7 protein-coding genes are annotated in these 8,175 nt (G+C 73.0%); all 7 read left to right on the top strand.

All coding sequences use genetic code 11. The annotated features are described in order from the left end of the window. The first annotated feature begins 253 nt into the window (after positions 1 to 253). Positions 254 to 1,234: a DUF1702 family protein gene (locus ACFQ3T_RS32115; RefSeq protein WP_380729134.1), complete on the top strand. Its 981-nt coding sequence runs from the start codon at positions 254 to 256 to the stop codon at positions 1,232 to 1,234. Next, complete coding sequence (locus tag ACFQ3T_RS32120) at positions 1,231 to 3,165, top strand: CRTAC1 family protein (RefSeq protein WP_380729136.1); 1,935 nt, start codon at positions 1,231 to 1,233, stop codon at positions 3,163 to 3,165. The genes ACFQ3T_RS32115 and ACFQ3T_RS32120 overlap by 4 nt, the downstream gene beginning before the upstream one ends. 5 nt (positions 3,166 to 3,170) lie before the next feature. Beyond that, positions 3,171 to 4,184 (top strand): enediyne biosynthesis protein, encoded by a 1,014-nt coding sequence (locus ACFQ3T_RS32125; protein ID WP_380729138.1) that lies wholly within the window; start codon positions 3,171 to 3,173, stop codon positions 4,182 to 4,184. Next, the gene (locus tag ACFQ3T_RS32130; protein ID WP_380729140.1) at positions 4,181 to 5,557 is read left to right on the top strand and encodes a cytochrome P450; all 1,377 of its coding nucleotides are present in this window, start codon (positions 4,181 to 4,183) and stop codon (positions 5,555 to 5,557) included. The genes ACFQ3T_RS32125 and ACFQ3T_RS32130 overlap by 4 nt, the downstream gene beginning before the upstream one ends. A gap of 4 nt (positions 5,558 to 5,561) precedes the next feature. Then, positions 5,562 to 6,131, top strand: coding sequence for a DUF5987 family protein (locus ACFQ3T_RS32135; protein ID WP_380729142.1), 570 nt, complete (start codon positions 5,562 to 5,564; stop codon positions 6,129 to 6,131). Then, positions 6,128 to 7,783 carry a GMC family oxidoreductase N-terminal domain-containing protein gene (locus tag ACFQ3T_RS32140; protein ID WP_380729144.1) on the top strand — a complete coding sequence of 552 codons (1,656 nt, stop codon included), beginning with the start codon at positions 6,128 to 6,130 and terminating at the stop codon, positions 7,781 to 7,783. Before ACFQ3T_RS32135 ends, ACFQ3T_RS32140 begins: the two co-directional genes overlap by 4 nt. Before the next feature lie 10 nt (positions 7,784 to 7,793). Continuing rightward, the coding region (locus ACFQ3T_RS32145) for a carboxymuconolactone decarboxylase family protein (protein ID WP_380729145.1) at positions 7,794 to 8,175 on the top strand (382 nt) is incomplete at its 3' end.

The following is an 8,175-nucleotide window of genomic DNA, read 5'->3' on the forward strand; positions in this document are numbered from 1 at the left end:
GACCCGCCGATCTCGGTCACCCTCGCGCCCACCCGCTCCGCCCCGGCCGCCCGCACGGGCGCCGCCACGGCGTCGGTGGTCGCCGCGGCCTGATCCCGGAACGCCGCCGCCACGTCCCAGAGGGGTTCGCGGCGTGCGGTGTTCCCGCGCCGCGCCGGAACCAGCAAGGGCGGAGTAGTCGCCACCCACGTCGCTGGAGGAGCTTTGTCCCACAGCGTTGCCACCTCGTCCCGAAGGAAATGGGGGAAGTGCCTTGAGTAATGGATGGCGCTCGCTCAGGCGCCGAATCCTGACACCAAGCGTCTCCGAGACATCCCTGGTGAAGCGCGGTTTTCCGCGCAAGGACGCCGCCTCCCAGGAATTGCTGGAGACCGTCGGTGAGAAGTTCCTCACCGGTTACGCGAACGCCGTCGAGGCACGTTCACCGGCGCAGGCCGAGGAATGGCTCGAAACGATCCCCGCGCGCTTCCGCGGTTTCGCCTACGAAGGCGCCGGGATGGGGTACGCGATGCTGGACGGCCTGCCCGGCGGCGGCCGGCGGCACGTCGCCGACTTCCTCGCCGGGCCCGCCGAGAAGCACACGTACATCGTCTACGTGGGCATCGGGTGGGCCATGGCGCGGCTGCCCCGGTTCCGCTGGCCGTCGCCCGACGGGCTGGACCCGCTGCTGCGGTGGCTGGTGCTCGACGGCTACGGATTCCACCAGGCCTACTTCCGCACCGAGAAGTACGTGCGGCGGCAGTACCGGGAGCCGGCCTTCCCGTGGCCCGGCGGCCGGTACTCCGAGTACGCCCAGCGCGGCATCGACCAGGGAATCGGTCGCGCGCTGTGGTTCGTCTGCGGCACGGACGTCGACCTGGTCGCGTCCACCATCGCGGGCTTCCCCGAGCACCGCAGGTCCGACCTGTACGCCGGGGTGGGCCTCGCGTCCACCTACGCGTGCGGCGCGACCGACGACGAACTGGCCGAACTGGTCCGGCTCGCCGGGCCGCACCGCGGACCGCTCGCCCAGGGCAGCGCGTTCGCGGCCGAGGCCCGCGTCCGCGCCGGCCTGCTCATCCCCGAAACCGACCGCGCCACCAGGGCGATCTGCGGGCTGCCCGCCGAACGGGCCGCCGCCATCACGCAGGAGGTGCGCCCCGCCGTCCCCGTGGACGGCGTGGTGCCCGCGTTCGAGTCCTGGCGGCAGCGCATCGCCGACGAAGTCCTCACATCCGGAGGTGTGGCCCCATGACCGCGACGACGAGCCGGCTGCGCAGGCACCTGGCGGGCTTCGTGGCCGTCGCGCTGGTGATCAGCATGTACCTGGTCGCGCGACTGCCCGGGATCTCCTCCGCGGAGGAGGAGTCCCTGGCGTCCCGCTACTCGTTCACGCCGATGACCATCGCCCTGCCCGAAGCCGCCAGGCACCAGTCGATCCGCACGGTGAACCAGGACTACGAGCACATCAGCGCCTGGATCTCCTCGGTCGGCGCGGCCATCGCCATGAACGACCTCGACGGCGACGGCCGCTCCAACGACCTGTGCCTCGTGGACCCGCGCAGCGACCAGACCGTGGTCACGCCGACGCCCGGCGAGGGCGGTGACCGGTACGCGCCGTTCGCGCTGTCCGAGTCGCCGCTGCCGATGGGCGCCTACATCGCCCCGATGGGCTGCGTGCCCGCCGACCTGAACGAGGACGGCCGGATCGACCTGCTGGTCCACTACTGGGGCCGCACGCCCGTCGTGTTCCTGGCCAAGGACGGCGCCGGCCCGCTCAGCGCGGCCTCGTACCGCCCGGTCGAGCTGATCCCCGGCGACCACTCGGCGAACGGCGTCTACAGCGGCCCGGTGTGGAACACCAACGCGGCGACCGTCGGCGACTTCGACGGCGACGGCCACCAGGACGTGTTCATCGGCAACTACTTCCCCGACGGCAGCCCCGTGCTGGACGAGCGGGTCGCGGGCGGCGTCGAGATGAACCGCTCGATGTCCCACGCCGACAACGGCGGCGGCAAGTACGTCTTCCGGTTCGTCGACGGCACCTCCGGCGCCGAGCCGGGCGTGACGTTCGCGCTGGACGAGGAGGCCATCCCCGAGGAGGCGCGGCACGGCTGGTCGCTCGCGGTCAGCGCGACCGACGTGGACCACGACGGCCTGCCCGAGCTGTACATCGGCAACGACTTCGGCCACGACCGCCTGCTGCACAACCGGTCCACGCCGGGCGACGTGCGGTTCACCGAGGTGAAGGGCGTCCGCGGGCCGAACGACCCGAAGTCCAAGGTGCTGGGCAACGACAGCTTCAAGGGCATGGGCGTCGACTTCGCCGACTTCGACCACGACGGCCTCTACGACCTGTTCGTCAGCAACATCACCACGTCGTGGGGCATCGAGGAGAGCAACTTCCACTTCGTCAACACCGCGGCGGACCGGGCGGACCTGCGGGCCCGGCTGGGCGGCGGCGAGGCGCCGTGGACCGACCGCAGCGCGCAGGCCCGCACCGCGTGGTCCGGGTGGGGCTGGGACGTCAAGATCGCCGACTTCGACAACAGCGGCGACCCGGTGATCACCCAGGCGACCGGGTTCGTGCGCGGCCAGGTCAACCGGTGGCCCCAGCTCCAGGAGCTGGCCGCGGCGCACGACGCCCTGCTGGACAACCCGGCGTGGTGGCCGAACCTGCGTCCCGGCGACGACCTCGCGGGCGACCAGACGCTCCACTTCTTCGCCAAGGGCCCGGACGGCGCCTACACCGACCTCGCGCCGCGGCTCGGCCTCGCCGTGCCGGTCCCGACGCGCGGCATCGCCACCGGTGACGCCGACGCCGACGGCAGGCTCGACTTCGCCGTCGCCCGGCAGTGGGACGCGCCGGTCTTCTACCGCAACACCAGCCCCACCACCGGGTCGTACCTCCAGCTGTCGCTGGTGGACGAGAAGGGCTCGGCCGTCATCGGCGCCCAGGTGACGGCGACCGCGGCGGGTGTCACGCACGTCGGCCGCGTCGACGGCGGCAGCGGCCACTCCGGTCGCCGCAGCCACGAGGTCCACATCGGACTCGGTGGCGTCACCGGTCAGGTGCCGGTGCTCGTCCAGTGGCGCGACCGCGGCGGCGAGCTGCGGACGCAGGAACTGTCGCTGGCGTCGGGCCGGCACACGATCGAACTCGGCGCCAAGGCCGTGGAGAGGTGAACGACATGGAGCAGCAGCAAGCAGCAAGCCCGCCGAGGCACCAGCCGAAGGTCGTCATCGCCCTCCGCCGGTTCGCCATCTCGATCACCATCTTCAACATCATCGGCTACACGGTCCTCGGGTTCGAGCAGCCGTGGACGTACCCGTTCATCGCGCTGGCGACCGCGTACGCCACCGAGATCGGCCTCGAGCTGATCGGCGCGCGGTCGCAGGGCCGCGCGCCCCGCTTCCGCGGCCGGGGTCTTCGGGGGCTGGTGGAGTTCCTGTTCCCGGCGCACATCACCGGCCTGGCGCTCAACATGCTGACCTACGTCAACGACCAGGTCCTCGTGATGATGTTCGGCGTCGTGGTGGCCGTGGGCGCGAAGTGGGTGCTCCAAGCGCCCGTGCGCGGCCGGCTGCGCCACTACATGAACCCGTCGAACTTCGGCATCACGATCATCCTGCTGGTGTTCCCGTGGGCCAGCATCGCGCCGCCGTACCACTTCACCGAGAACGTGGACACGTGGGTGGGCTGGGTGATCGTGGCGATCATCCTGGCGTCCGGCACGCTGCTCAACGCCAAGCTGACGCAGCGGATGTGGCTGATCGGCGCGTGGCTGGTGACGTTCGTGCTCCAGGCCGTCGTGCGCGGCCTGCTGTTCGACACGGCCATCCTCGGCGCGCTGAGCATGATGACCGGCGTCGCGTTCGTGCTCTACACGAACTACATGGTGACCGACCCCGGCACCACGCCGTCGAAGCCCGCCTCCCAGGTGGCGTTCGGCGCGGGTGTGGCCCTGGCGTACGGGTTCTTCATGGTCGTGCACGTCGCCTACGGCCTGTTCCTGGCCACGGCGGCGGTGTGCCTGATCCGCGGTGCGTTCCTGTGGGGCGTGCACTTCGTGGAGAAGGCGCGCTTGCAGCGGGAGACCTCCGAGCTGGAGGCCGTCGTCAACGCGACGCAGCCGGAGACGGTCGTGGCGGCGCCGGTGGCCGTCGAGCCGCCCCGTGAGGAGTCCAAGGCCGTGGCGGCATGACCACGGCGCCGACCGAGGTCCGGGAGGGCCGGCGGGTGCCGCCCGGACCGCCCCGGCGGGCCACCCCCGGCCTGCTGCGGCTGCTGTTCACCGACCGGCTGCGGCTGATGTCGGACGGGGCCCGGTACGGCGACGTGGTCCGGATCGCGATCGGGCCCAAGGCCCTCTACCTGGTCAACGGGCCCGAGCACGCGAAGCACGTGCTGGCCGACAACGCCACCAACTACCACAAGGGCATCGGCCTGCGGCAGGCCAGGCGCGCCCTCGGCGACGGCGTGCTGGTCAGCGACGGCGAGGCGTGGCGGGCCCAGCGCAAGGCCATCCAGCCCGCGTTCCAGCCCAAGCGGATCGCCGCGCGGGCCGGGCTGGTGGCCGCCGAGGTCGACCTGCTGGCCCGCCGACTGCGCGAGCACGTCGGCGGGCCGCCGGTGGACGTCCTGCACGAGATGACGTCGCTGACGCTCGGCGTCCTCGGCCGGACCCTGCTGGACGCGGACCTCGGCCCGCACTCCTCGCTCGGCCACTCGTTCGAGGCCGTGCAGGACCAGGCGATGTTCGAGGCCGTCACGCTCGGCCTGGTGCCGCGCTGGCTGCCCACGCCGGGGCAGGTGAGGTTCCGGCGGTCGCGGGCGGACCTGCGCCGGATCGCCGACGAGTTGGTGGCGGGCCGCGCCGCCGGCCCGGACGGCGACGACCTGCTGTCCCGCCTGGTCGCCCGGTTCGCGTCGCCGGAGGAGGTGCGCGAGCAGCTCATCACGTTGCTGCTGGCCGGGCACGAGACGACGGCGAGCACGCTCGGCTGGGCGTTCCACCTCCTCGACGAGCACCCGGACGTGGCGGAGCGGCTGCGCGCCGAGGCGGTCGACGTGCTCGGCGACCGGCTGCCCGAGGCCGACGACCTGCACCGGCTGCCGTACGCGGTGCGGGTCGTGGAGGAGGTCATGCGGCTCTACCCGCCGGTGTGGCTGCTGCCCCGGGTGGCGCTGGCGGACGATGAGATCGGCGGCTACCACGTGCCCGCCGGCGCGGACGTCGTCGTCGTGCCCTACACGATGCACCGGCACCCGGAGTTCTGGTCCGACCCGGAGCGCTTCGACCCGGACCGCTTCCTCCCGGAGCGGGCCGAGGGCAGGCCCCGGTACGCCTACATCCCGTTCGGCGCGGGGCCCCGGTTCTGCGTCGGCAACGCCCTGGGGCTGATGGAGGCCGTGTTCGTCCTGGTCGTCCTGTCCCGGGAGGTGCGGCTGGCGAAGCTGCCCGGCAGTCCGGTGACGCCCGAGGCGATGTTGTCGCTGCGGGTCCGGGGCGGCCTGCCCATGACCGTGCACACCGCGTCGGACGGCCCGGCCGACCGACGGCCCACGAGGAGGTAGTCCGGTGTCACCGACAACGACCGACGCGGAAAGCGCCGGGGTGCTGACCCTGGAGGCGTTCGCCGACACGATCCTGCCGGGCGCGAAGCGCTCGCCCGACGACCGCGCGATCGCGGGCGCGGCGGACGGGCCCGGCGCCGTCGAGGCCGGCGCGCTGGACCTGCTGAACACACCCGCCACCGGCGTGACGGCGGGCCTGCCGTACCTGGCGCAGGCGTTGAACGCGCACGCCGCCGGGTACGCCGAGGAGCACGGGCTCGTGCTGGACGACGACGTGCCCGCGTTCGTGGCGCTGCCGTTCGCGCACCGCACCGCGCTGGTCGCGCGGCTCACCGCGCCGGGCCACCCGGAGAAGGACGGCTGGGTCGCCCTGGCGCTGTTCAGCAACATGGCCTACGACAGCGCGGCGCACCTGCACACCGCGGAGGCCATCGCGGCCGGCCACCCCGGCCTGCTCGCGATGGGCTACACCGCGCCCGACCCGGACGGCCTGTGGCGCTTCCCGCGGTTCTCCTACCGGCGGGTCCTCGCCGACCCGCACCCCGACACGACGCCCTCCGGGAGCCCGGCATGACCAGCAGCAGCGAGCAGACCGACGTCGTCGTCATCGGCAGCGGCTTCGGCGGCGCCATCCCCGCGTACCACCTGGCGGCGGGCGGCGCGAAGGTGACCGTGCTGGAGCGCGGGCCGTGGCTCCAGTCCGAGGAGTTCGAGCACGACTACCTGCTCGGGTCGTCCTACACGCGGGCGTTCGACTTCGTCGTGGGCGACGGGATGAGCGTGCTCGGCGGCAACTGCGTGGGCGGCGGCAGCGTCGTCTACTTCGCCGCGATGCCGCGCGCGCCGCGGTTCGTGTTCGAGCGGCACGGCTCGATCGGCCGCCGGATGTGGCCGGGGGAGATCACCCGCGACACGCTGGACCCCTGGTACGACCGCGTCACGGAGGCGCTGCCCGTCGCCACGCAGACCTGGGACGACGTGTCGTACGCGGGCGGGCTGTGGGCGGCGGCCTGCAACCACTCCGGCCGCACCGCCAACCCGGCGCCGGTCGCCGTGGACAACGACCGGTGCGTGAACTGCAACTTCATGATGGCGGGCTGCCGGTTCGACGCGAAGCGCTCGCTGCTCACCAACTACCTGCCCGCGGCCCTCGCGCACGGCGCGGAGATCCGGCCCCTGCACGAGGTGCAGCGGTTGGAGCGCACCGACGACGGCGGCTACCGGGTGCACTACCAGGTCGTCGACGGCGAGGACTACCGCGTGCACACCGGCGGCGGCGTCATCGAGGCCAAGATCGTCGTCGTGGCGGCGGGCGCGGGCGCCACGCCGGTCATCCTCCAGCGCTCCGAGCCGTCGCTCGGCGAGCTGCCGCACGCCGTCGGCCGGTACTTCTCCGGCAACGGCGAGCGGCTGAACACCGCCGTGATCAACGAGGAACGGGTGCGCGAGGTGCTCGGACTGTCCCGTGAGGACGGTCTGGTGTACGCGGCGAACCACATCGGCAAGGGCCCGACCGTGGCCAACTGGGACAAGCTGGACGGCTCGCTGCCCGAGTACGAGCGGTACTCGTTGGAGCAGCTGTACTTCCCGCCCGGCCTCGGCACGATCCTGGCGCAGACGCACGGCGGCGAGGAGCCGCGCTGGTTCGGCGCGGCGAAGAAGGAGATGCTGTCGAAGTGGGCCTCCTGGCTCACTATCTTCCTCATGACCGAGGACGACAACGAGGGCGTCTTCGGCCCGCCTCCGCCCACCGGCAACGCGTTCCGCATCTCGCAGCAGATGCTGGGCCGCGGCCCGCTGAGCTACAAGCCGACCGCCAACACCCGGCGCGGGTGGGCGCTCGCGGACGCCGACTGCAAGGCCATCCTGGAGAAGGACGGACTGGCGACGGTGGAGCCGTGGACGAACGACGTGGTCGGCGCGTACACCGTGCACCCGCTGGCGTCGTGCCGGATCGGCGACGACCCGGCCACCTCGGCGCTCACCCCCGGCCACGAGCTGCGCGGCCACCCCGGCATCTTCGTCACGGACGGCTCGGCGGTGCCCGGCGCGCTGACCGTCAACCCGGCCATGACGATCGCCGCCCTCGCCGAGCGGGCCGTGCCCGGGATCGTGCGCGCGGCGCGGGAACGCGGTGTGGACGTGTCGTACGGCGCGCCCGCGCCGGACGGGTCCACCAGCGGCCGGCGGGGCGTGCTGAAGCTGTCCCCGGTCGCCGGGCACTGAGGCGGTCGCCGTGGCGAACGCGTTGGTGCGCAAGGCGTTGCACCGGACACTGCGGGACGTCCGCCACGTGCGGTGCGTGCCGCCGCGTCGGGCGACCGGCCTCGTGCGGCGGGTGTACGACCAGGTGGAGCGGGACTTCGGCGTGCTCGCGCCGCCGGTCGCGCTGCACTCGGCCGCGCCGGACGTGCTGGCGGCGAGCTGGGTGCTCCTGCGGGAGTCCCTGCTCGTGCCGGGCGGCGCGAGCCGGGCCGACCGGGAGGTCGTGGCGGCGGCGGTGTCGCGGGCCAACGCGTGCCCGTACTGCGTCGAGGTGCACGGTCTGGCGCTGGGTTCGCTGGGGCACGGGTCGGCGGCCGACGCCAAGGCCGCCGCCGACCTGGGCGCGATCGCGC

The organism is Saccharothrix hoggarensis (assembly GCF_042678885.1).
GTDB lineage: Bacteria > Actinomycetota > Actinomycetes > Mycobacteriales > Pseudonocardiaceae > Actinosynnema > Actinosynnema hoggarensis.